The sequence below is a fragment of the Shewanella sp. MEBiC00475 genome (assembly GCF_005234075.1).
Lineage (GTDB): Bacteria > Pseudomonadota > Gammaproteobacteria > Enterobacterales > Shewanellaceae > Shewanella > Shewanella polaris.
In genome coordinates, this window is record NZ_CP039928.1 from 2,468,900 (window position 1) to 2,494,071 (window position 25,172).

The 25,172-nt window shown below is 40.9% G+C and carries 16 protein-coding genes; 8 read left to right on the forward strand and 8 right to left on the reverse strand.

Annotated features, from left to right (window positions below; all coding sequences use genetic code 11):
* Window positions 1-17: 17 nt before the first annotated feature.
* The 7 genes from zapD to nadC form a co-directional block, all read right to left on the reverse strand.
* Window positions 18-752 carry a cell division protein ZapD gene (zapD, locus tag FCN25_RS10995; protein ID WP_137224692.1) on the reverse strand — a complete coding sequence of 245 codons (735 nt, stop codon included), beginning with the start codon at window positions 750-752 and terminating at the stop codon, window positions 18-20.
* Complete coding sequence (gene coaE / locus FCN25_RS11000; protein WP_137224694.1) at window positions 745-1,374, reverse strand: dephospho-CoA kinase; 630 nt, start codon at window positions 1,372-1,374, stop codon at window positions 745-747. Before coaE ends, zapD begins: the two co-directional genes overlap by 8 nt.
* Window positions 1,371-2,297: an A24 family peptidase gene (locus FCN25_RS11005; protein ID WP_137224696.1), complete on the reverse strand. Its 927-nt coding sequence runs from the start codon at window positions 2,295-2,297 to the stop codon at window positions 1,371-1,373. Before FCN25_RS11005 ends, coaE begins: the two co-directional genes overlap by 4 nt.
* 25 nt (window positions 2,298-2,322) lie before the next feature.
* Entirely contained in the window at window positions 2,323-3,591 is a 1,269-nt protein-coding gene (locus FCN25_RS11010; protein WP_137224698.1) for a type II secretion system F family protein, read from the reverse strand.
* A gap of 107 nt (window positions 3,592-3,698) precedes the next feature.
* The gene (pilB, locus tag FCN25_RS11015; RefSeq protein ID WP_137224700.1) at window positions 3,699-5,405 is read right to left on the reverse strand and encodes a type IV-A pilus assembly ATPase PilB; all 1,707 of its coding nucleotides are present in this window, start codon (window positions 5,403-5,405) and stop codon (window positions 3,699-3,701) included.
* A gap of 105 nt (window positions 5,406-5,510) precedes the next feature.
* Window positions 5,511-5,939 carry a pilin gene (locus FCN25_RS11020; RefSeq protein WP_137224702.1) on the reverse strand — a complete coding sequence of 143 codons (429 nt, stop codon included), beginning with the start codon at window positions 5,937-5,939 and terminating at the stop codon, window positions 5,511-5,513.
* Between the two features lie 962 nt (window positions 5,940-6,901).
* Window positions 6,902-7,780, reverse strand: coding sequence for a carboxylating nicotinate-nucleotide diphosphorylase (gene nadC / locus FCN25_RS11025; RefSeq protein WP_137224704.1), 879 nt, complete (start codon window positions 7,778-7,780; stop codon window positions 6,902-6,904).
* A gap of 208 nt (window positions 7,781-7,988) precedes the next feature.
* Here nadC and ampD point away from each other — a divergent pair, with 208 nt between their 5' ends.
* The 8 genes from ampD (at window position 7,989) to FCN25_RS11065 (ending at window position 24,166) form a co-directional block, all read left to right on the forward strand.
* Window positions 7,989-8,543: a 1,6-anhydro-N-acetylmuramyl-L-alanine amidase AmpD gene (gene ampD, locus FCN25_RS11030; RefSeq protein WP_137224706.1), complete on the forward strand. Its 555-nt coding sequence runs from the start codon at window positions 7,989-7,991 to the stop codon at window positions 8,541-8,543.
* A gap of 158 nt (window positions 8,544-8,701) precedes the next feature.
* Window positions 8,702-9,553, forward strand: coding sequence for a beta-lactamase regulator AmpE (gene ampE, locus FCN25_RS11035; protein ID WP_137224708.1), 852 nt, complete (start codon window positions 8,702-8,704; stop codon window positions 9,551-9,553).
* Window positions 9,554-9,863: 310 nt separating this feature from the next.
* Window positions 9,864-10,616, forward strand: coding sequence for a pyruvate dehydrogenase complex transcriptional repressor PdhR (pdhR, locus tag FCN25_RS11040; protein WP_137224710.1), 753 nt, complete (start codon window positions 9,864-9,866; stop codon window positions 10,614-10,616).
* Window positions 10,617-10,710: 94 nt separating this feature from the next.
* A complete protein-coding gene (gene aceE / locus FCN25_RS11045) occupies window positions 10,711-13,377 on the forward strand; it encodes a pyruvate dehydrogenase (acetyl-transferring), homodimeric type (protein WP_137224712.1) in 2,667 nt (888 codons plus the stop codon).
* Between the two features lie 11 nt (window positions 13,378-13,388).
* The gene (gene aceF / locus FCN25_RS11050) at window positions 13,389-15,398 is read left to right on the forward strand and encodes a pyruvate dehydrogenase complex dihydrolipoyllysine-residue acetyltransferase (protein ID WP_137224714.1); all 2,010 of its coding nucleotides are present in this window, start codon (window positions 13,389-13,391) and stop codon (window positions 15,396-15,398) included.
* 172 nt (window positions 15,399-15,570) lie between these two features.
* The gene (gene lpdA, locus FCN25_RS11055; protein WP_137224716.1) at window positions 15,571-17,001 is read left to right on the forward strand and encodes a dihydrolipoyl dehydrogenase; all 1,431 of its coding nucleotides are present in this window, start codon (window positions 15,571-15,573) and stop codon (window positions 16,999-17,001) included.
* A 327-nt stretch (window positions 17,002-17,328) separates the two neighbouring features.
* The gene (locus tag FCN25_RS11060) at window positions 17,329-21,804 is read left to right on the forward strand and encodes an EAL domain-containing protein (RefSeq protein WP_137224718.1); all 4,476 of its coding nucleotides are present in this window, start codon (window positions 17,329-17,331) and stop codon (window positions 21,802-21,804) included.
* 97 nt (window positions 21,805-21,901) lie between these two features.
* On the forward strand, window positions 21,902-24,166 hold the full coding sequence (locus FCN25_RS11065; RefSeq protein WP_137224720.1) for a patatin-like phospholipase family protein: 2,265 nt from the start codon (window positions 21,902-21,904) through the stop codon (window positions 24,164-24,166).
* A 151-nt stretch (window positions 24,167-24,317) separates the two neighbouring features.
* On the opposite strand, the gene hxpB is transcribed toward FCN25_RS11065, so the two are convergent.
* Complete coding sequence (gene hxpB, locus FCN25_RS11070) at window positions 24,318-25,010, reverse strand: hexitol phosphatase HxpB (RefSeq protein ID WP_254693774.1); 693 nt, start codon at window positions 25,008-25,010, stop codon at window positions 24,318-24,320.
* Between the last annotated feature and the right edge of the window lie 162 nt (window positions 25,011-25,172).

Genomic DNA, 25,172 nt, shown 5'->3' on the forward strand with positions numbered 1-25,172 from the left:
TACTGATGGTAAAGTGTTTAAGTGCAGGTTGCTAGTGAGAATTCAACAGATTCATTAGTATGACGTTGTAAATTAAAATCTACGAAATGGATAGCATAACGATTTCGATGGCCACTAATGGTGGGATAACAATTTTGATTGGAATTTATTTTAACTCGGATTAACGACAGTGATTGCGAAGAATCACCTTGAAAAAACCCTCCTTGCGCATGGCATAAAGTAAAGTCAGCAGTAGATCTGATTAATTCTAATAATAGGGATATTGGTGCCAGAAGAGGCTGATATTGTACTAGCCAGTTTTTAATATCTTGTTGTCTATGTTGCCAGTCCTGACCTAACCAAAAATGCAACTGAGGCAAATCAAAGTTACAGTACGCTCCCGTCATATTTGATCGTTGTCGTAATGCGGTAATAAATTTATCTTGTTTGAGTCTACAACCAATTCTTTCTTGTATTTGTAACGGTGACTTTAATGCGTTGAGTCTTTCTGTGAGTAGATCTACTTGAGCGTTATCAACATTAGCATATGTACGCCAATTGGAAATTAGCTGAATTTGTTTTTCGATATCTTTTAATATGTCGGTGCGATAATCGCAACGTTCAGTGAGCTCTGCAAGAGAGAAAAGCGAGGGGAAACATTGATGTTGATGATCTTGTGTGGCATATAATTGCAACTGTTGGCCAAGATTATCTATGCGTAAATAACTACGTATTTTTTCATTTAATGGTTGTTCGTAGATTAAATCAGTCATTGAGGTCAGTTTCTAAATCAGCAGCCTGTTGTAAATATTGTTGGTGCAGACGACATACTTGACTGCGCAACAGTTCATTTTCTCCTTGATTATCAATAATATTATCAGCTTGAGCGACACGTCGTTCTCGGGTCATTTGACTCGCAAGAATATGTTCGACTTGTTGTTTACTGACACCATCACGTTGTATCGTCCTTGAAATTTGTAACTCGGGTGCAATGTCTACAACCAAAGTGGTATTCACTAAACTATCTAAATGGTTCTCAAATAGCAAGGGTGCAACCATTATCACGTATGCTGACGTTGATGCTTGTACTTGAGTAAGCATCTGGTGACGGATCATAGGATGGAGTAAATTATTAAGCCATAAACGTTGTTGAGGGTGATTAAATACGTGAGTTCGTAAAGCCGCTCTATCAAGGCTGCCGTCGGTTAATAAAATAGCCTTACCGAAATGCTCAGTTATTGCTTTGAGTCCATCTGAGCCTATTGAGACAACCTCTCGAGCGATAACATCTGCATCGACTAAGTCTATGCCGTATTCAGCAAATAAGTTAGCTACAGTGGTTTTGCCGCTTCCTATACCACCAGTAAGTCCAACAACAAACTTGTTTTTAATCATAAGGTACTTAGATACCAGTTAAGAATATCTTGCCCCCAGACCAACGCTATCCAACCCGCTGCAGCGATATAAGGACCAAAAGGAATTGGATTACCTTTATTGAGCTTTTTAGCGATGATCATCGTTATACCTACCACAGCACCAACCAGTGAAGATAATAGAATAATTAATGGCAGCATTTGCCAACCTAACCAAGCACCGAATACCGCTAACAGTTTAAAGTCGCCGTATCCCATGCCTTCTTTGCCGGTAACCAGTTTAAATAACCAGAATACCGACCATAAACTTAAATAACCTGCAGCAGCGCCAATAATGGCATCTTCAGGGCTAGCATAAATCCCTTTAAGGTTAATAATTAACCCTAACCACAATATTGGTAATGTCAGTTGGTCGGGTAATAGCATTTCGTCTAGATCTATTCCTGTTAATGCAACCAACACGAACGTTAAAATACTGGCATACACAAACTGCCATGTTGGGCCAAAATAGAAAGCTAAGGTGGCGATTAATGCCCCAGTTAATAGTTCGACAATGGGATAGCGGCTTGAAATACTGGTTTTGCAATCGGCGCATTTACCCTTAAGCATTATCCAACCTAATATGGGGAGATTATGCCAAGGTTTAATATTGGCTTTGCATTTTGGGCATGCAGAGCCGGGTACCACAATATTGTATTTTACTGGGAATTGATCGATAGGTTTATTTAAGCGCTCATTACCCACCTGTTTAACAATATCTGGATGGTATTCATTGAGGTAGAAGTTACATTCACTTTGCCATTCTCGTTTCATCATTACTGGTAAACGGTGAATCACCACATTGAGAAAACTGCCAATGGTGGCAGCAAAAATAAAGCTAATTGCGATAAATACCCAATGGTACTGGTGCATTGTTGTTACAAAAGTTGAGATAAATTCAGTCATTTTGTTCTTATTTTTGGTTTTTTATTTAGCCAACAATATTACCCATGTCAAAAATAGGTAAATACATACCGACGATCAAACCGCCGACTAGAGTCCCAATCACCACCATCATAATGGGTTCGATTAAGCTTGATAACCCATCAACGGCATCATCCACTTGCATTTCATAAATGTTAGCGACTTTGTTCAACATTTCATCTAAACCGCCGGACTCTTCCCCAATCATCACCATCTGAATCAGCATGTCAGGAAATAAGCCTGTGGTACGCATGGCCACATTCATTTGCATACCAGACATCACTTCCTGACGTACCTTTAATAATGCTTTGCGATAAACATAATTACCTGATGCCCCTGCGGCGGACTCTAAACCATCTATTAATGGTACGCCCGCCGCAAAGGTGGTTGATAAGGTGCGGGCAAAACGTGACATCGCTGCCTTATGGAGAATATTACCAATTATAGGGATTCTAAGTACCATTTGATCGATTTTATCGCGAAAATTTTGAGACGTACGATGCGCTCGTTTAAACAGCCAAATACCAATAACAATGGCTATAACAAAGAAATACCATGAAGCTTGCAGCCAGCGAGATATACCAATAATGAGCTGAGTAAACGCGGGCAGTTCAGCGCCAAAGCCGTTGAAAATCTCTTCAAATTGCGGTACTACAAATAATAGTAGTAGCGAAGTTACCAATATTGCAACAATTACTACCGCAGCGGGATAAAACATTGCTTTTTTGATTTTTGACTTTAATTGTTCGGCTTTTTCGCGATAGGTAGCTATGCGGTCAAATACTGCATCGAGTGAGCCTGAATGTTCGCCGGCTGCCACTAAATCTACGTATAAATCATCAAAATAGCGTCGGTGAGGTCTTAATGCATCTGAAAGCGGAATACCTGATTGGACGTCGGATAAAATGGTACCTAATAATTCGCGCACTTTGGCTTTTTCATGGCCCCGGCCAAGTAATTCGATAGTTGTGACCAAAGGTACACCAGCAGCCAGCATGGTAGCTATTTGGCGAGTGATCATCGCAATGTCCATTGCGGTGATGCTTTTTTCAGATTTAAATAACGGTGCGGATTTCTTGCGTACGCCTTTGGGGGTGACACCCTGGGCTTTTAACACACTGCGAATTTCAGCTATAGTTGATCCTTTCAACTCACCCGAAGTGCGCTGACCATCGCGGTTAATGCCTTTCCATTGGTAGGTAAATACCTTAGGTTGGTGTTTAGTGGTTTTTTTTACCTTTGACTTTGGCTTTCTTTTAGCTGTTGTTGTGGCCATTTAGCCAATCCTTTTATTTTTCGCTGCACCACGTTAACGCATTATTGTTAATAGAGAATAATCAATTAACTAGTTGATTTACTATCACTGATTTGACTATAGCTGAATTAAAAGCTAGTGACACGGTTAATTTCCGCGATACTGGTTACACCGTGGATGACTTTGAGCAACCCAGATTGACGTAAATCACGCATACCTTGCTGCTTAGCGAGGGTTGCTATTTGCAGTGAGTTACCCCCTTCCATAATAGTACGGGCAATTTCATCACTCATTTTCATTACTTCGTAAATGCCGACTCGGCCTTTATAACCGCCAGAGCATAGCTCACAGCCTACAGGTTTAAATACGGTAAAGCCTTTGGCTATGTCAGCTTCAGCAAATCCTAAACGTTGTAGTTCTGCCACTGGGATTATTTCTTCATGTTTACATGCTGGGCATAAGCGTCTGGCAAGTCGTTGAGCAATGATTAAGTTAACGGAACTGGCAATGTTATAACCAGGCACCCCCATGTTGATTAAACGAGTGAGGGTTTCTGCTGCAGAGTTGGTGTGCAGCGTTGATAACACTAAATGACCTGTTTGCGCGGCTTTAATGGCGATTTCGGCGGTTTCTAAATCACGAATTTCACCTACCATCACCACATCAGGATCCTGACGTAAAAAAGAACGTAGTGCAGAAGCAAAGGTTAAACCTGCTTTTAAATTAATATGGACCTGATTAACCCCTTCGAGGTTAATTTCAACCGGGTCTTCTGCAGTAGAGATATTACGCTCTTCGGTATTAAGAATATTCAGCCCAGTATACAGGGAGACTGTTTTACCCGAACCTGTAGGGCCGGTAACTAAAATCATCCCTTGGGGTTTAGCGAGCATTTCTTCATAGAGTAAACGTTGATCATCTTCATATCCGAGCTTTTCAATACCGAGTTGTGCGGATGATGAGTCTAAAATACGCATTACGATTTTTTCGCCCCAAATGGTGGGCAAACTACTGACACGAAAATCGATAGATTTGGTGCGCGACAGTTTCATTTTAATGCGGCCATCTTGTGGCACTCTGCGCTCAGCAATATCCAGCTTTGACATGACCTTTAAGCGGGCTGAAATCCGGTTGGATAGGTTGACTGGTGGCTCAGATACTTCGTGTAATATTCCATCGATACGGAAACGGATCCGGTAGCGTTTTTCATAGGGCTCAAAATGTAAGTCAGAGGCACCTTTACGAATGGCATCGGTGAGGATTTTATTGATATAAATAACAATTGGGGCATCATCACTGCTGTCACCCGTTGGTTCATCCCGCCTTTCATTATCAGTGACTTCCATATTGGCAAGCGCTTCTTCGTCCACACCGGCTAAGTCTAATCCTGAAATATCATCTTCAATGATTTTTTCAAGTGCTTTTAATAGCTTATCATCCTCAACGAGAATAGCTTCCGCATGCAAACCTAAACTAAATTGAAAATCTTCAAGAGCGGCTATATTTGTCGGATCTGAGGTGGCAATATAAAGGCGATTACCCCTTTTAAAAAGTGGTAAACATTTGTGCTTTTCAATGAGTTTTTTGTTTAATAATTCTTCTGAAATAGAGACAATATCAAATTCGTTTAAATCTAGGAGAGGTGTCCCGTATTCTTCATAACATAATTCTGCAATTTCACGAGCAGACAGAAGTTTTGCTTGAATTACAGTAGTGACGAGTGAAACTTTTGTTTTACGAGATTGCGAGATTGACGTTGCGACTTCTTCTTCTGTTAGTAGACCTTTTTTGATAAATAAAGTTGAAAGGCCAAGATTTAATCCTGCAGTCGACATGTTTATTTACCTTGCTAATATACTTATATTATTGATTATGTCATAAATTGCATTTCAGCCAAATACAAAAAAGGCAGCATATAGCTGCCTTTTTTCTCTAAAATATTAGGTACACTTACCTGGTTTGAACTTAGCATCTAAGTTAGACGTACAAGCCCATACTCCTGTGGCAGCAGTACGAGTTAAAGTAATTGTTTTTCCATTAAAGGCAGTAGCATTACCACCTTTTGTTGTACAAACAATAGTCGTTGCCGTTACTGCTAAACCACAATAAGCAGCACCTGTTGCAGTTTGTCCAATATAACCAACCTCAGTTGCGACTAAGCTAGGTGCTTTACCTTCATTAGTTACTATTTCAAATTGTGTTTTGACAGAATTCACTTCAGACAAAGCTGAGCCTGCTTGGGACTTAACTGTGTAATCCTGATATGCAGGCAATGCGATTGCTGCAAGAATACCGATGATCGCGACTACGATCATTAATTCGATAAGAGTAAAACCCTTAGCGTTTTTGATTTGGTTGATACCTTTCATTTTTCTCTCCGTTTAATAGGCTGGGGGCTAGTCTCTATCCTAGATGACTACTCATTTAGTTGAGTGGCATGGTCTAACGACTCAATCCATTAACTAACTGTAGTAGTTGGCATTCCATTTGCCCAAACCGTTAAGCACAATTGTATGGTGTTTAAGCACCATGATTTTTATAGTGTTAACATTGTTACATTACCCTTGGTTATCTTGTTCTACCTTACAATCCATGCAACCAATCCATGCAACATAACGGTTATATGTCATGTTTGATATCACATCGAAAACCAAGTTAACTGCAAAAATGCTTACAGATTTTGTTTACTTAATAAGACGTTTCGGCTGAGTGGTAAGACTAGAGCAAATACGTCAATCTTTACAGGATGGCAGATTAACACTTACATATTAATTTACAATTAAATGTTAACTAGGTGTTAATTGATCGTTATCCAGCAAGAGCGGTATTTACTCAATATTTTACCCTACATGGCCGAAAGGCCAACTCGCCTACGACAAACGTTATTATAAACTGTTATAAAATGGAATAGCATTCGCACACAAATTGAAAATAAATGTCTAAAAATGCACTGATTTCACGTTATCCGCACTTGGTACGATAAATTATTTTTTGACATTAGCGATTAATAAATGTTTTTTTGACAAAAATGCAACAAAATTGATTTTTTGGCGCTTTCTTGATGATGGATGACACACTTTTTGAAGGGAAGCTTACGTTGAGATGGTGATTGCTTGAACTATGCTGGTGCAAAGGTAAGCAAGATTAACTTGTCCGGTCGTTCATGATTACAATTAATAGCAAATTGATAACAACGATTAATCATAATGATTGATCACAAGATCGATAAAAAATTATATTTGCTCAGCATGAGCTAATTCATTGCTAATTCATTGCTAAGTAATGGTTAGCTCATGCTTGGGTGTAATCAATATTTAATGTTAACTATGTATTACGCTTTTAATCGTAACGACAAGTCTAGCGCTTTAACGTGTTTAGTCAGTGCGCCCACAGATATATAGTCAACACCGGTTTGTGCAAAACTGGCTAGTGTGTCTAAGGTGACATTGCCTGATACTTCTAATTTGGCGCCTTTACCTTGGTCTTTATAACGATTATTTAGGCTAACGGCATCAACCATCATAGTGACATCAAAATTATCTAACATGATGATGTCGGCGCCGCCGTCGAGAGCTTGGGTTAATTCGTCAAGTGACTCTACTTCAACTTCTACTGGTTTTTGGCTGTCTAATTGACGTGCTGCGTTAATGGCTTTTGAAATGCCACCACAAGCCATGATGTGATTTTCTTTAATCAAAAAAGCATCGAACAAGCCAATGCGATGATTATGTCCACCGCCACAGGTGACAGCGTATTTTTGTGCAGTTCGAAGGCCCGGAATAGTTTTGCGGGTGTCGAGCAATTGAGTATGAGTGCCAGCAAGCTTGTTGACGTACAGTTTGGTTAAGCTGGCAACGCCTGACAACATCTGAATAAAGTTCATTGCAGTGCGCTCACCCGTTAAAATGGCTCGTGCCGGACCAGAGAGTTCACACAAAACTTGATTGGGAACCACTAAATCACCGTCGTCAACATGCCAATGGAGTGCGACTTCACTACCCAACTGATTAAATACTTGTTCAGCCCATTCTTTGCCACAAAAAACGCCTTCTTCGCGAGTGATGAGCACCCCAGACATATGTTTATCTTCAGGAATAAGTTGTGCGGTGATGTCGGCAGTTAGCATCCCATGAATGGTATTGTGGGGTGTGTATCCTAAGTCTTCATCTAAGGCAGTTTTTACAGCGTGACGAATGTCATTTTCTAACATAAGCAAAGTCCTTGCTAACATAGCGTGATAGGGCAAAACGGTATCCGCATTCAGTAGAGAGTTTATTGCCGAAAGCAGCTATTAAAGATTAACATAATTTATCGCTATACTGACACAAGCAAATAGGTAATTTTTAGGATTGGTATTGCTGTTTAATACTGTTAAATTTGAACTCATAATGGTTTGGTAGTGATGTTTAAGGATGGATATGCCACAAGGCTTAATGGAACAAGGTTGGTTAACCAAGGCTCGAAAGTGTATATCGCCACATTTTAACGCTCGCCCCAATGGCGAGGTGAGTTTATTGGTGATCCATAATATTAGCTTACCCGCGGGGTGTTTTGGCTTACCGCACATTGATGAACTATTCCAAGGTTGCCTAAATGTAGATGCTGACGACAGTTTTACTGAGTTAGCAAGCTTGCAAGTTTCAGCGCATTTTCTTATTCGCCGTGATGGTGAAGTGGTTCAATATGTGGGTTGTGATGACAGAGCTTGGCATGCTGGCGTCTCTGAATTCAATGGGCGTGAGGGTTGTAACGATTTTGCCATAGGTATAGAACTAGAAGGGACAGATAACAGTGGGTATACCGATGAGCAATATGATCAATTAATCCTGTTAACATTGGAGTTAATGGCGCAGTATCCTATGATTAATGTAAATAATATTGTCGGCCATTGTGATATTGCGCCAGGACGTAAAACAGATCCCGGTAGTGGTTTTGATTGGTCTCGATATAAGCAAGCCATTCCAGTTGTTTAGGTTAGCACTTAGAGATTACGAACTTGAAACACAACACTTAGCGCTTAAAATAGCACTTACAGACTTTGCTGATGTTAGATGGTACTTATCAATATAGCCCGCAAAAGAGCTGCTTATTAATGCTGGCAATAACTGAATAGAAGTAAAAAAGGATTTTCATGGCGTTATTTTCATTGTTAATGGCAATTTTAGTAGAGCGTTTGAAACTTCTGCCCAGTGGTTGGCAGTTTGATAGCGTTATAGCGCGTTACCAAAAATTATTTTGGGATAACCAATCGCTTAAATCCGAATTTGGTGTTGCGATGGCAATTGTGTTGCCTGCTTTATTGGTTTTGCTGATTAGTTTTCTGCTCGATGGTATTTTTTATGATTTATTGAGTTTGTTGTTTTGGGTGCTGATATCCATTATTTGTTTTTGCCACCAGTCATTACGACGGGTGTTTAAACAGTATATTCAAGCGGCATGTCGGGGCGACATACAAGCTTGTTATCGATTGGCCGGAGAGTTGGACTGTACTGAACACTTGCATGTGGTTGATGAGCAAGATTTAGGTCGTAAAGTGGGGCAAATAACCGCTTGGATTAATTATCGCTATTACGGCGCAGTGGCATTGTATTTAATATTTTTAGAACCCGTTGGCGCTGTTTTGTATTGTACAGTACGTTTTTTTAGTGATTACAATAATAAAAATAAGCTTGAGATGCCATTAGTTGATCGTTTGCTGATGCTATTGGATTGGCTGCCAAGCCGTATCTTTAGTTTTGGCTATGTATTAAGTGGCCAATTTAGCACTGGTTTGAGTGCTTGGCGACAATATGGTTTAAGTGGCAAAACCGATGCGAAAACAATCGTAACTTACACTGCTGTCGCGGCAGAATCTTTACCTGAAGCAGGTGATGCGCCGCTGAGTATACGGTCGACATTGGCATTACTGGCATTGAGTAAGCGTAATTTTGTGTTATTGCTGACAATGGTTTCGGTATTAACCATTTTTGGTGTTGTTAGTTAGACTCTAGGGTGGACTACGTCCTACTAGGACAGCTTTGCTGCTGAGATTTTATAGCCTCTAGCAGCGAAGCGCTCTAGTTCCTAGGGCGGCTTTATTGTATCCAGCGTTGAGGTTAATTCGAGTAAATGGTCTGACCCCTTGAGTGTTAATATCAGTTATGCTCTTGGCTCGAACGTTTTAAACGAATACGGTGTTCTATTGTCGATATGCCGATAACTAGACATGGCTTGTATGATTTGATAAAGTGCGCTATCTCATATTAATTGGTCAGACCAATTGACAATTGCTTGTTTAGGGAGCAGGGCGCCAGATGGCTTATATTAAAATTAACCAGCCAAAAATTTCTGATGTGATCATGGAGCAATTAGAGCGAATGATCCTCGAAGGCAGTTTACAGCCGGGTCAGAAACTACCTCCTGAACGCGAACTCGCGGTACAATTTGAAGTGTCTCGTCCTTCTTTACGTGAAGCGATTCAAAAATTAGAAGCTAAAGGGTTGCTGATGCGTCGTCAAGGCGGTGGCACCTATGTAAAAGAACAACTTTGGCAAAGTCTTGCCGATCCTATCGTTGAATTAATGCATAACGATTCTGAAAGTCAGTATGACTTACTTGAATTTCGTCACGCTACTGAAGGCATGATGGCGTATTTTGCTGCATTGCGCGGTACTGATGCGGATATGCAAAATATTAAAAACCGAATTAATGAAGTAGAAGCCGCAAGCGGTATTGAAGAGCAGGCTGATGCAATTGTACATTTTTATCGTGCAGTGGCAGAGGCGTCACACAATGTTGCAATGCTTCATCTAGTATTAAGTTTAACCCCTGTACTACATAAAAATGTAGAACAAAACTTGGAACTTTTAAGCCGACGCGAAGAAGCTTCCACCATGGCAAATGATCACAGACGAGCTTTACTCGCTGCGATTGTACGTCGGGACCCAGACGCTGCGCGTGAAGCTTCTAATGAACATTTAAGCTACATCGAAGAAGTCATGTTGGCAGTAAGAGAAGAAGACAGTCGGTTGCAACGTAGTTTGCGCCGTTTAAAGAGCGGTGTGTAGTACTTGTCACTTTGAATAAGAATACATTTTTGCTGTGTCAACAAGCAGCAACTAAAAGCCGAAATATAACCCGTATATAAAGAAGGACTGCGAGATGTCTGAAGATATGCTTCAAGATTTAGACCCACTAGAAACCCATGAATGGGTTGATGCTTTGCAAGCTGTGTTAGAGCATGAAGGGCCTGAACGTGCACATTTTTTACTCGAAAAATTAATTGATAAAGCACGTCGTAATGGTACTCACTTACCTTACAATGCCACTACTGCCTATTTAAATACTATTCCAGCAGGCCAAGAGCCTAATATGCCTGGTAACCAAGAAATGGAACGTCGTATTCGTGCGATTATCCGTTGGAATGCCTTGGCAATGGTATTACGTGGTTCTAAGAAAGATTTAGAGCTTGGTGGCCATATATCCAGTTTTGCTTCTAGCGCGACAATTTATGATGTGTGTTTTAACCACTTCTTCCGTGCACCAAATGAGCAAGACGGTGGTGACTTGGTGTATTTTCAAGGTCATATCGCACCGGGTATTTATGCGCGTTCTTTCCTTGAAGGGCGTATTACTGAAGAACAAATGGCTAACTTCCGTCAAGAAGTCGATGGCAAAGGCTTGTCTTCTTACCCGCATCCTAAGTTAATGCCAAGCTATTGGCAGTTCCCGACGGTATCGATGGGTCTAGGTCCTATTCAAGCCATTTACCAAGCACGTTATTTAAAGTATTTAACTGACCGTGGTTTAAAAGATTGTTCTAAGCAAACAGTTTACTGTTTCTTAGGTGACGGTGAGTGTGATGAGCCAGAAGCTTTGGGGGCAATTGGTTTAGCTGCGCGTGAAGAGTTAGATAATTTAGTGTTTATCGTTAACTGTAACTTACAACGCTTAGATGGTCCTGTTCGTGGTAACGGTAAGATTATCCAAGAGCTTGAAGGCGAATTCCGCGGCGCAGGTTGGGAAGTGGTTAAAGTGATTTGGGGTCGTTATTGGGATCCTTTATTGGCTCGTGATACCAGTGGTAAGTTATTACAGTTAATGGAAGAAACCGTAGACGGTGAATACCAAAACTGTAAAGCCAAAGGCGGTGCATGGACTCGTGAGCATTTCTTTGGTAAATATCCTGAAACCGCAGAAATGGTGGCTAATATGTCAGATGATGACATTTGGCGTTTAAACCGTGGTGGCCATGATCCTGTAAAAGTTTACGCTGCACTTGAACATGCACAGAAAACCAAAGGTCGTCCAACGGTTATTCTTGCTAAAACCGTTAAAGGTTATGGTTTAGGTGATGCGGGTGAAGGTAAAAACATTGCTCATAACGTGAAAAAAATGGGCATAGAGGCTATTCAACACTTCCGTAACCGTTTCAATATTCCGATCCCTGATGACAAGTTAGAAGATTTGCCTTTCTATCATCCTGGTCCTGACTCTGAAGAAGTGAAATACCTGAAGAGCCGCCGTGAAGCGTTATTAGGTTATTTACCGCAGCGTCGTGAAAAGTTCACTGAAGAGTTAGATATTCCTTCATTGAAAATTTTCGATTCGATTTTGAAAGGTTCTAATGGCCGTGAAATTTCGTCAACAATGGCGTTTGTGCGCGTATTAACTGCATTGTTAAAAGACAAAGGCATTGGCAAACGTATTGTGCCAATTATTCCTGATGAAGCGCGTACTTTTGGTATGGAAGGCTTATTCCGTCAAGTGGGTATTTACGCTCACGAAGGCCAAAAATACGTACCACAAGATTCTGATCAAGTGGCGTACTACCGTGAAGCTAAAACTGGCCAGGTTTTACAAGAAGGTATTAACGAATTAGGCGCAATGTCATCTTGGGTGTCAGCTGCAACCAGTTACTCAGTCAACGACATGCCAACGATTCCGTTTTACATCTACTATTCTATGTTCGGTTTCCAACGTATCGGCGACATGGCATGGGCTGCTGGCGACATGCGCGCACGTGGTTTCTTGGTGGGCGGTACTTCTGGCCGTACAACATTGAACGGCGAAGGTTTACAGCATCAAGATGGTCACAGCCACGTATTGGCTAACACTGTTCCAAACTGTATTTCTTATGACCCTACTTACGGTTATGAAATTGCGGTAGTTGTACAAGATGGTATTCGTCGTATGTATGGCGAAAACCAAGAAGATATCTTCTACTACTTAACCACAATGAACGAAAACTACGTTCAGCCAGAAATGCCAGCCGGTGCCGAAGAAGGTATTGTAAAAGGTATTTACAAGCTTGAATCAGTTGCTGGTAGCGGTAAAGGCAAAGTGCAATTAATGGGTTGCGGTACGATTCTTGAAGAAGTTCGTAAAGCCGCGCAAGCATTAGCCAAAGACTTTGGCGTAACTGCAGACGTATTCAGTGTGACCAGTTTTAATGAGCTAACTCGTGATGGTCAAGCTGCTGAGCGTTGGAACATGTTGCATCCTACAGCAAAACCTAAGCAAGCATATATTAGCCAAGTATTATCTGCAGATGCGCCAGCGATTGTGGCGACTGACTACATGAAGATATACGGTGAGCAATTACGTGCATTCGTGCCAACTGACTATAAAGTGCTAGGTACAGATGGTTTTGGTCGTAGCGATAGCCGCGCAAACTTACGTCATCATTTTGAAGTTGATGCCAAGTTTATTGTCATTGCGGCGTTGAAGTCACTTGTTGACCGTAATGAAATGCCAGTGGATGTGTTGACTAAAACCATCGCTGAATATGGCATTGATGCTGACAAGATCAACCCACAGCTCGCGTAAGGGGATACAAAATGGCTGAATTAAAAGAAGTTTTGGTTCCTAATATCGATACTGATGCTGTACAAGTTATTGAAATTTGTGCTGCAGTGGGTGATTTTCTTGAGAAAGAAGCGTCAATCATTACAGTAGAAAGCGATAAGGCAACCATGGATATTCCAGCACCTTTTGCTGGTACCTTGGCAGAATTAAAAATTGCTGTGGGTGATACAGTGTCAGAAGGCACGTTAATTGCGATGATGAGTGTTGCTGATGCCGCGCCTGCCAAAGCAGACGTTGCAGCACCAGCGCCTAAAGCTGAAGCTCCAGTCGCACAAGCTGCGGCTCCTGCACCAGTGACGCCTGTTGCCGCACCAAGTGCTGGTGCCTCTGAAGTGATTGAAGTGAAAGTGCCAGATATTGGCGGTGATACAGATGTCTCTGTCATCGAAGTGTTGGTTGCTGTAGGTGATAGCATTGATGTTGATACAGGTTTAATTACCTTAGAAACAGATAAAGCCACCATGGACGTACCGTCACCTAAAGCGGGTGTGGTTAAATCAGTGAAAGTGGCCGTTGGCGACAAAGTATCTGAAGGTTCATTAGTTATTACGCTAGAAGTTGCTGGTTCTGAACCAGTAGCACCAGCAGTGTCAGCGCCACAAGCAACAGCCCCGGAAGCTCAAGCCGCTGCACCTCAGGCTGCGGCTCCTGTTTCTCAAGCAATGGCAGAAGTAACGACAAGCCAAGTACAAGAAATTCATGTACCTGATATTGGCGACGCTAATGATGTCGATGTTATTGAAGTGCTGGTTGCTGTTGGTGATGAAATCACTGCAGATCAAGGTTTAATTACCCTTGAAACTGACAAAGCGACCATGGAAGTACCAGCACCATTTGCCGGTAAGTTAGTGTCGTTAACGGTTAACGTGGGCGATAAAGTGTCTCAAGGTAGCTTAATTGCGACTATTGAAACGACTAGTGCCGCACCTGCTCAAGCTGCTCCTGTTCAAACGGAGTCTGCTCCAGTAGCGCCTGCACCAACAATAGCTGCCAGTCGTCCATCGACTCCGCCGGTACCGTATCACCCTAGTGCTGCGGCACCTAAGTCTACCGGAGTTGCTTACGCATCACCTTCAGTGCGCCGTTTAGCGCGTGAATTTGGCGTAGATTTAACCAAGGTTACTGGTACTGGACGTAAAGCGCGGATTTTGAAAGAAGACGTGCAAGCATTTGTGAAATATGAGTTGTCACGCCCTAAAGCGACAGCTGCTACGGCGGTTGCTGGTGGTGCAGGTGGCTTAAGTGTGATTGCTGCTCCTAAAGTTGATTTCAGTAAGTTTGGTGAAGTGGCAGAAGTACCACTAAGCCGTATCCAGAAAATTTCTGGACCTAACTTACATCGTAACTGGGTAACGATTCCGCATGTTACCCAGTTCGACGAAGCTGATATTACTGAGATGGAAGCCTTCCGTAAGCAGCAAAATGAGCTTGCAGCGAAGAAGAAAGCAGATTACAAAATCACGCCTCTGGTGTTTATGATGAAAGCTGTCGCGAAAGCATTGGCTGAGTTCCCTGTGTTTAACTCAAGCTTAAGCAGTGATGGTGAGTCGCTGATTCAGAAGAAGTACTTCCACATTGGTGTGGCTGTTGATACGCCTAATGGCCTAATGGTTCCGGTTGTACGTGACGTTGATAAAAAAGGCATTGTTGAACTGTCGCGTGAATTAACTGACATTTCGATCCGTGCTCGTGACGGCAAGTTAAAGTCGGCTGATATGCAAGGCAGCTGTTTTACGATTTCAAGTTTAGGTGGCATTGGCGGTACGGCATTTACGCCGATTGTTAATTACCCTGATGTGGCGATTTTAGGTGTGTCTAAATCTGAAATTAAGCCTAAGTGGAATGGCAAAGAGTTTGAGCCTAAATTAATGTTGCCATTGTCATTATCATACGACCATCGTGTGATTGATGGTGCAATGGCCGCACGCTTTAGTGTGACATTGTCAGCCATCTTATCTGACATTCGTACCATGATATTGTAAACAAATATGGCCGCTCTAATAGAGTGGCCTTTTTTATGTCGATGATTATCACTAATGTTTGATTGTGATCGTTATCAAACAAAGGGTAAAATGCGGTCAGTTATCACAATCTGACCACATTGATTGTTGAATCGGTTTTGTTCGCCAACATATGCAAAGAATAGAGGAAAACATGAGTAACGAAATTAAAACTCAGGTAGTTGTATTAGGATCAGGCCCTGCAGGCTATTCAGCAGCATTCCGTGCAGCTGATTTAGGTTTAGATGCCATTATCGTTGAACGTTTTAGCACCCTAGGTGGTGTATGTTTGAACGTAGGTTGTATCCCATCTAAAGCATTACTACACATTGCTAAAGTGATTGAAGAAGCTAAATCAGCTGCGAGTCACGGTGTGGTATTTGGTGAGCCAACAATCGATTTAGAAAAATTACGCGGTTTTAAAGACAAAGTTGTTGGTCAATTAACGGGCGGATTAGGCGGAATGTCTAAAATGCGTAAAGTTAACGTGGTTAACGGTTTTGGTAAGTTCACTGGCCCTAATAGCCTAGAAGTGACTGCTGAAGACGGTACTGTTACCGTGGTTCAGTTTGAGCAAGCTATTATCGCGGCAGGTTCTCGTCCAATTAAACTGCCATTTATTCCGCATGACGATCCACGTATTTGGGATTCGACTGACGCACTTGAATTGAAAGAAGTACCAGGCAAGTTATTGGTAATGGGCGGCGGTATTATTGGCCTAGAAATGGGTACTGTGTATTCATCTTTAGGCAGTGAAATTGACGTAGTTGAAATGTTCGACCAAGTTATCCCTGCTGCAGATAAAGACGTTGTTCGCGTATTCACTAAACAAATTAAGAAGAAGTTTAACCTTATTCTTGAAACTAAAGTGACAGCTGTTGAAGCTAAAGAAGACGGTATCTATGTCACAATGGAAGGCAAGAAAGCACCTGCTGAACCTGTTCGTTACGATGCCGTATTAGTGGCAATTGGTCGCTCACCTAATGGTAAGTTAATTGCTGCTGAAAAAGCGGGTGTAAATGTTGATGAGCGTGGCTTTATCAATGTAGACAAACAATTACGTACCAATGTGCCACACATTTACGCAATTGGTGACATCGTTGGTCAACCAATGTTAGCTCACAAAGGTGTGCATGAAGGTCATGTAGCGGCTGAAGTAATTGCGGGTATGAAGCATTACTTTGACCCTAAAGTGATTCCATCGATTGCTTACACTGATCCAGAAGTAGCATGGGTTGGTCTAACTGAGAAAGAAGCCAAAGAGCAAGGTATTGCTTTTGAAACGTCTACTTTCCCTTGGGCTGCTAGCGGCCGTGCAATTGCATCAGATTGCAGTGAAGGTATGACCAAGTTAATATTCGACAAAGAGACTCATCGTATTATCGGTGGTGCGGTTGTTGGTGTTAACGGTGGTGAATTATTAGGTGAAATTGGCCTAGCGATTGAAATGGGTTGTGATGCTGAAGACTTAGCACTAACGATTCATGCTCACCCAACCTTACATGAATCAGTTGGTTTAGCGGCTGAAATGTATGAAGGTTCAATTACTGATTTACCTAACCCTAAAGCGGTTAAGAAGAAGTAATTTACACTGGCAATATAGCGATAAAAAAGCATTCCATTTAGGGGTGCTTTTTTTTACCTGTAGTTTGATTTTTAGACTAGTGTTATAGGTGAGTATTACTTTCTCTACTAAATAATGTTAAAACATTAATAATGTTTATAAAATTACTCGGAAATACCCTAAGAATAGTTGGTTAATTGTTATTTTTTTGTGTATGAATGATTATACTGTGACTTCTCTTTACTGGGGTATGAAACCACTGTATTGGTTAGTGTCGGTGTTATTGTGTTTATCAGTAAGTCATGGCAATTAGTAAACATATTATCTTTTGAGGTATAGGTTTTATTTATGATCAGAGCGGTAATCTATTGGTTCGTCTGTATGGGGTTTTATCTACTCGCTGCTATACCTGCTAATGCAGGGGATGTAGTACAGCGGGTATTTACTGCGCGAGATGGATTAGCCAATGCCAGTATTCAAGATATTAGCTTTGATCATTATGGTTTTGTTTGGCTGGCGACTCAACAAGGCTTGTATCGGGTTAGCAATAGCAAAGTAAGACGTATTGATAAAGTCGGTTTTGATTCGGTTCTTGATGATGAATTTATCACTACAGTGGTTAATTCGGGTCAAGATCATTTGCTTGTTGGCAGCAATACCTCGCTATATTTATACAGTATTTTAAATAATCACTTTAGTTTATTGCTTAAGCCTAAAGATAATGACGTCACTAATATCAACAACAGTATTCGTGTAGTGGCTACTCAACGTCAACTCGATGGGCGATTACTTATATTAGCCTATTCGGGACAAGTTTATTATTTTGATGATGTTTCTCAACAATTGTCTTTATCTGCAAGCCACTCATTAGATCATCAACTGCCTTGGCGCAACGCGCTAGAATTACACTCATCTCAATATCTATTTTCAACCGATCATTTATTGGAACTTCATCAGGCTGATGGGGCGTTTATTGGCGCATTTCCATGGACAGATAAAAATGGTTCGATTAGAGAATTGTTCCAAGATAAACAACAGCGGATATGGATGTTGACTTCTAAGGGGTTATTTCGCGTTGATGTCGAAAATTTACGTTTACAACCTGTGAATAACATCTCTTATTACGTAGATCAAATGGAACAAGATCTTGATGGAAACTTGTGGATATCGAGTCGGGCAGGGCTTATTTTTTGGAATCCATCTAATGATAAATTTACGATTTATCATGATGAACTTAAACAAGATGCCAATATTGATTATATTCACGACATGGCTGTTGATGCCGACGGTCTGTTATGGGTTGGTGGTTCTGGTGATGGTCTTGCGGTCATTGCTGAAAAACCTAAGTTTTTAATTGAAGAGTACTCTAAAGCACCACCTTATCAACTGGATAATGAAATGGTGTGGTCAATATACAGTGAAGGTGATCAGCTGTGGATGGGTACCGATGGTGGTTTGTCTGTGGTCGATACTCAACACCAAACGTCAACAATGATCACTCCACCAGGGTTTGAGCTTAATGACAGTATTTACCGAATTGAATCCCTAGACAAAGATCATATCGTATTAGCCTCATCAAGCGGGCTTTATGTGGTGAATAAAATCACCAATGCCAGTTCTAATTTTGCTGACTGGAGTGGTGGTAAGGAGTCACTGAAAGATAAAGTGGTCATTGGTATTTATCATGATGACTTTTATCGCGATGTGATTTGGTTTGGAACTAATCATGGATTGTATTATTGGAAAGAGGGTAATTCAGAACTACAGCTACAAGAATTATCCAATGGCGAACAGTCACTCACAAATACATTGTATAAAGCCATATTGAGAGACGATGCCGATCGTTTATGGCTCAGTGGCAGTAAACATTTTGGCTATTTAACCGCGGCGGGTGAATACGTTTCAAAATTGGAGGTGTTTTCTGACTTTACTAACCTCCCTACGATGAATAGTTTTATGCAAGTGGCACCAGACATTATGTGGTTGGGCACTTCCCAGCATGGTATTTATCAATTCAATACTAAAACCGATGACATTATTTCGCTTGATCAACAATGGAAGATCAATTGTAAAGTGGTGTTCTTTCTTCAAGATACGATTACTGACCACATTGTAGGTTGTGCTACTGCCATCATTAAAGTAAATAAAAAGTCTGGTAAGGTCAGTTCGTTTAGTCATCAAGATGGATTAATTTCCGATGAATTTAATGAATCGGCAAAATTTTATGATCCTAACAAAGGCTTTTTCATTGGTACGCCAGATGGGGCAATGTTAATCAATCTCGATGAATTAGCGTCTCGCACAATCAGTGACAAAGTCATACTCGAGTCAGTCTCTGTGTTTTACGAAAATAATACCGCAGTTTATTTAATTCCAAGCGAACTTACTCAAGTCGAGCCGGGCGCTAGCTTAATTAGTTTTCAAATCGCATTACTCGATTATCTTGATGATAAACCCATGGCCATACAGTATCGGCTCGTTAAGGATGATAATGCGGCAGGAAACTACGTGTTATTAGAAGGCCAGTCACAAATTAATATAACAGGGTTAAGTGCTGGGGCGTATGTACTTGAACTTTTGTATAAAAGAAATGGTATTTGGTCGAGTGAACCATTCCAATATCCATTTGCCGTAAAGCAGCTTTGGTGGCGCACTCAGCAATTTGAAGTTGCTCTCATTCTTATTATTTTGTTAATTGTTTCTATTATATTGTTGTTTAGACAGCGACAAGTTCATCGCTTTAAACAAATTAACCATGCATTAGTTGAAAGTGATGAGCGCTTACATCAAGCCTTAAAAGGCAGCGATTCTGATTTATGGGAGTGGCATGATTCTACTCAAATGTTGTCGCTAGATAACCAGAGTGGTGTGTTAGGGCCAGAGCAAAATATTAGTGTCAAACTAGACGATATACCCATACACGTAGATGATATTGATCGGATGCAATCTGTGTGGAAAGACCTTATAACAGGTCAAGAAGAAATGATTGATGCCGAGTACCGATATCGCAATCAGTATGATCATCAATGGCATTGGCTACGGATTAAAGGCCGAGCGATTAAATTTGATCCCAGTAGTGGTCGCGTGACTCATGCTGCGGGTATGTATACTGATATATCGCAACAGCGTGAGTTGGAAAGCGAAGTTAATTTATTAGCTCAGGCATTTGAAAATACTTCCGAAGGAATGCTGATATTAGATGATAATAAAAATATTAAAATTAGTAATGCTGCCGCTAATTTAATTTTAACCTCTAAAAGAAGTGATTTAGCAGGTAAGCATTTTGCCGATTTGGTGTTTGCAGCCCCAGAGCCGTTCGATATGGAGGATGTGTTCAATAAAGAGCATTTTTGGACTGGGGAATGTGAGTTTAACTGTATTGATGGTAGCCGCTGTCCTGTTTGGATAAACGTATCGACAATGCTCAATGCTAATGGTACGGCATTGCATTATGTGGTGGTTTTTTCTGACATCACCGAACGTAAGCACAATGAGTTGCATTTACGCCGTTTAGCTAACAGCGACACGTTAACCGGTTTGGCTAATAGGGCGATGTTTTCGCGTCGACTGGGCGAAGCAATTGAAACCGCTAAAAAACACAAAGAAACCTTGGCACTGCTATTTTTAGACCTCGATCGCTTTAAACATGTTAATGATTCATACGGCCATAGTATGGGCGATGCATTATTAGTTGAAGCCGCTAATCGGCTTCAGTCTTGCTTGTCAGAAAAACATTTATTATGCCGTTTTGGTGGTGATGAATTTGTGCTTTTACTGCGTGACGCAAACGATGTCGATACTATTAATCACATAGCAACACAATTACTAAAGCAAATCGAAATGCCATTCAAACTGTATGGTAGAGAGTTTTTTATCTCGACCAGTATCGGAATTAGCATTTGGTCTGATGATGATCAAACCCCTGAAACCTTAATTAAAAATGCTGATTTAGCCATGTATCATGCTAAAGAAGAAGGCCGTGGTAATTTTCAATATTACTCCGCTGAGCGTAACGCAGAAGCCTTATATCATTTACGCTTAGAAGCTGATTTGCACCGAGCAGTACAATGCAACGAATTTGAATTGTACTATCAACCTCAAATTGATGTTCAGCAACAAAATCGTTTAGTCGGTGTAGAAGCATTAATTCGTTGGCAACATCCAAAAGATGGCATGGTTAACCCCGATGTATTTATTGGGATTGCAGAATCGTGCGGCCTAATTGTTGAGATCGATCGCTGGGTGTTAACTCAAGCTTGTATCGATGGAGCTTACTGGCATCAACAGTATCAAAGTGAGATAAAAGTATCAGTTAACGTATCTGCTATGCACTTTAGACAGACTGATTTTATCGACTTTTTGACTGCGACATTGCATCAAACTGGCATGCCCGCTCATTGCTTATCGATGGAAATTACTGAAGGTGTATTGATGAAAGAAATTGATATTGCCAGTCAGCATTTGCTCGCTTTGAAACAGTTAGGTATTGATGTTGCCATAGATGATTTTGGGACTGGTTACTCCTCTCTTGCTTATTTACGCTCATTTCAAGTTAATGTCTTAAAAGTTGATCGATCCTTTTTAATTCATATTGATACTAACAAAGCAGATCAAGCTATCTTGAGCAGTATTATTGAATTAGCACGTAATTTATCCCTTGAAGTGATTGCTGAAGGGGTTGAATCGGAACAGCAATTGAATCAAGTTGTTCAGCGAGGATGTCATATTATTCAAGGTTATTATTTCGCTAAGCCTATGCCCAAAAGCGAGATTGAACATAAAATAAAACAACAAATGTTGATTGATAAGTCACGCGATGTTTAACGATACTGATTGTAATATTGTTGTTGCCATTCACTAGTATAGGTATTGGTTAAATTTTGTTAGAATGAGCCGTTTTTACTTACTTTCGGAATGATTTATGCAACAAATTTTGCGCCTTAACTTGTTTACTTGGTTTTTGGCTAGCTGTATTTGCTTTAGCTTGGTAGTACAACCTGTACATGCGGCTAAAAAAACGGCTAAAGAAAGACCTACCATTGGCTTAGTGCTCAGTGGTGGTGGTGCAAAAGGTGCTGCACATATCGGTGTGTTGAAAGTATTGGAAAAGTATCATATCCCAGTAGATTATATCGCTGGTACCAGTATTGGTGCATACGTCGCCGGTATGTATGCGCTGGGCTATAACGCTGATCAAATTGAAGAATTAATGCTTAATGGCCAATGGTCAAAAGGTTATTCCGATACCATTCCTCGTGACAAATTAAGTTACCGAGACAAGCAACAGCGTGATCAATTTAATATCCCTCTTACGGTTGGTTACAACGATAATCGCTTAACGTCGCCAAGCGGATTGTTGCGTGGACAAAGCATGTCGCAGTTACTGCGTCATTCAACGGGATTAGTTGAACAGTTTGGCGACTTTGATGAGTTGGCTATTCCTTATCGGGCTGTAGCAACTGACTTAGCAACCAGCGAAGCGGTGGTATTATCAAGCGGCAGTATAGTACAGGCAATGCAAGCCTCTGCCACTGTACCAGGCGCATTGCAACCAGCATTGATTAATGGTCGTTTACTCGTTGATGGCGGGATTGCTAACAATATGCCTATTGATGTAGTGAAAGCCATGGGCGCAGATATTATTATTGCAGTTGATATTGGTTCTGCATTGACTAAACAAGAAAACTTAGACAGTACCATTGCTGTGCTAGAACAACTTTCGACTATTTTGACTCAAGCCAGTACCGCCCGCCAAAAAACCTTACTGACGTCTGGCGATATTTTAATTCGTCCAGCCATTGATAGCTTAAGTACTACCGATTTTTCAATCATGCCATTAGCACTTAAATTAGGTGAAGATGCCGCCATATTAGAGTTGGTGAAGTTAGAGCCGCTTGGGATTAGTGAACACGATTATTTGGCTTACCAAGCGAGTAAATTACAACAAAGTTTATTGTGGGTAGATCCTCTTAAAAAACCCATTTATAAAATCGCCTTTGATAACCAGTCAAAAGTCAGTGAGAAATTATTGCGAGATCGCTTAGGGATTGTCGAAGGGGTTGCACTCAGTAAAGATGAATTAGATTCCGCCCTTAATCGAGTGTATTCGCTGAATAAATTTGAACGTGTCGATGCCGAATTTGAAGATGTTGAACAAGGCCGAATTTTAACGATTACCACCAAAGCAAAATCATGGGGTCCGAATTATTTCCAAGCAGGTTTTAACTGGGAAGATGACTTCACTCTCGACTCAGCGATTACATTAAGTCTAGCGTATACCATGACCGACTTAACTGAAAATGGCGGAGAGTGGCGTAACGAATTAGAACTAGGGTTTAAAAAATTAGTCGCGACGGAATTTTATCAACCATTAGATCGTGATCAAACATTTTATAGCCTAGCGAGATTCCAATATGAAATGAAAGATTGGGATTTGTTTAATCAAGATGGCAGTTATGTTGAGCTCGAACATAATGTGGCTCAAATTGTTTTAGGTACGGGTTATAATTTTAATTCAGATGGTATTATCGAACTAGGCTTTATTGCGGAAGATGGACGTGTCAGCAGTGAGTTTGGTTCGGTTGATTCACTTAGTTATCATTCAACCGGCGGTTATTTTAAAATTGCCTATGACAATTTAAACAGTATTAGTTTCCCAACAGAAGGAAATCGAATTACCTTTGTCAGTTATTTTCGAGATGAATCGTACAGCGGATTAACTAATGTCGATACAACCTTTAGTGACGATCTCGCTTGGCAATTTGAGGCGGATTGGAAGGGTGCATTAAAACTCGGCAACCATGCCATTGTGGGCAAAATGGAGTTGGCTACTGTTGAAAATGATGGTGACTTTACCTTACACGTTGCCGATTTAGGCGGGTTCTTAAACTTGTCTGGTTATCGTAAAGATACCCTAGCAGGCGCTCATAAAGTATTTGGCGCAGTGATTTATCAATATGATCTTGGCCGTGACGTATTGATCACCGATTTACCTTTGTATTTAGGCACAAGCCTTGAAGCTGGTAATGTGTGGTTTGATCGTGATGATGTGGATTTAGACGATTTGATTTTTGCCAGCAGTTTGTATTTAGGTACTGATACTGACTGGGGCCCTGCGGCATTAGGGTTTGGTTTTACTGACAGCGGTGAAACAGCATTCTACTTATTTGTTGGTAAGAATTTTTAGGCAGTCTATCTAAGCCAAAAGCCCAGAGGCGTACGAACTAAAAAGCCTGGTGGCTAGAGCGCTTCGCTTCTAGAAGCTATACAAGCTAAAAACTAGGACGCTGCAGAGGCTATTTAATCTTAGCAGCGAAGCTGTCCCAGCGACCTAGAACCTAGCAGGACGCAGTCCGCTCTAGCAGCGAAGCGACCTTGTTAAGCAGTGCAGGCAATAATCCTGCGTGAGCAAGTTGATTATGCGCAATAATCCATTTGGGCTGATTAACGGTATGAGGTGTAGGAATCGCCACGGTTTGCATACTGGCTGCTCGTGCGGCAATTAAACCATTAAAAGAGTCTTCAATAGCGATGCATTGACTCGGTGGCACGCCAAGCCCTTTAGCACAATTCAAATATACCTCTGGATGTGGTTTGCCATACTCTAGATTTTCAGCAGATTCAATCGCATCAAAATAATGGCCTATGGCCAGTTTATGCAGCACAGCTTCAATAATTAATGACGACGAAGATGTTGCTAACCCTATTTTAAGCCCTAAACGTTTACAGGCGTCTAGCGACTCAATGACACCTCGCATCGGTTCACCATTGGCATGGATTTGGGCGATAACTTCATTAACAATTTTATTTGCCGAGGCTGTGTTGTCGTAATTTGGCCAAGGAAAACGTTGGTACCAATAGCTAACTACATGATCAATGCGCAAGCCAGTAGTTTGTTCTATTTCTTCGAGGCTGAGATTTAACCCAAAACTATTTAGTACAGTTTGCTCGGCTAACTGCCAAGCGGGTTCGGAATCAATTAATACTCCATCCATATCAAAAATAACGGCTTTTATTTGGGTTGACACAATACTGGCTCCATAAACGGCATAACCTTTAGTGTTAATTATTACTTTGTTGCTGATGAGACACAATCAAAACACACTTTTTTAAAAAATATTTCATTTAAAAAAGTAGATATTTCATTGTGTATAGTTTAATCAGTAGGTGTTGTGTAAGTTAATGTATTTAAG